The organism is Fictibacillus phosphorivorans, from assembly GCF_023715845.1.
In the GTDB taxonomy this organism is placed as follows: domain Bacteria; phylum Bacillota; class Bacilli; order Bacillales; family Fictibacillaceae; genus Fictibacillus; species Fictibacillus phosphorivorans_D.
In genome coordinates, this window is record NZ_JAMBOR010000082.1 from 1 (window position 1) to 282 (window position 282).

Genomic DNA, 282 nt, shown 5'->3' on the forward strand with positions numbered 1-282 from the left:
TCAGAACGTAGACAAACCCCATTTCAACTTTGTTGAAAATGGGGTTTGTGTTGTTTTTAAGTATTATTTTTGAATAAACACACCTGGATTAAACTGGACATGGCCCTCGCCATGTCCAGTTTGCCAGTTTTTTAAGGTTCATGGCAGCGAAAGTAAGCATCGCGTGCGCGGAAACTTTTTTGAGCCCTCTGAGCTTCGTCCATCGCATACCATGCTTTTCTTTTGCATCAGCGAAAACCCGTTCAATCGTTTCTTTGCGCTGTGCATATATTTTTTTATTTT

Annotated in this window: 1 protein-coding gene; it reads right to left on the minus strand. The window is 40.8% G+C overall.

Translation table 11 applies throughout. From position 1 onward, the window contains the following. Positions 1 to 88: 88 nt before the first annotated feature. Positions 89 to 282 (minus strand): transposase (locus M3206_RS18890; RefSeq protein ID WP_251313764.1); only part of this gene is annotated, 194 nt, incomplete at its 5' end.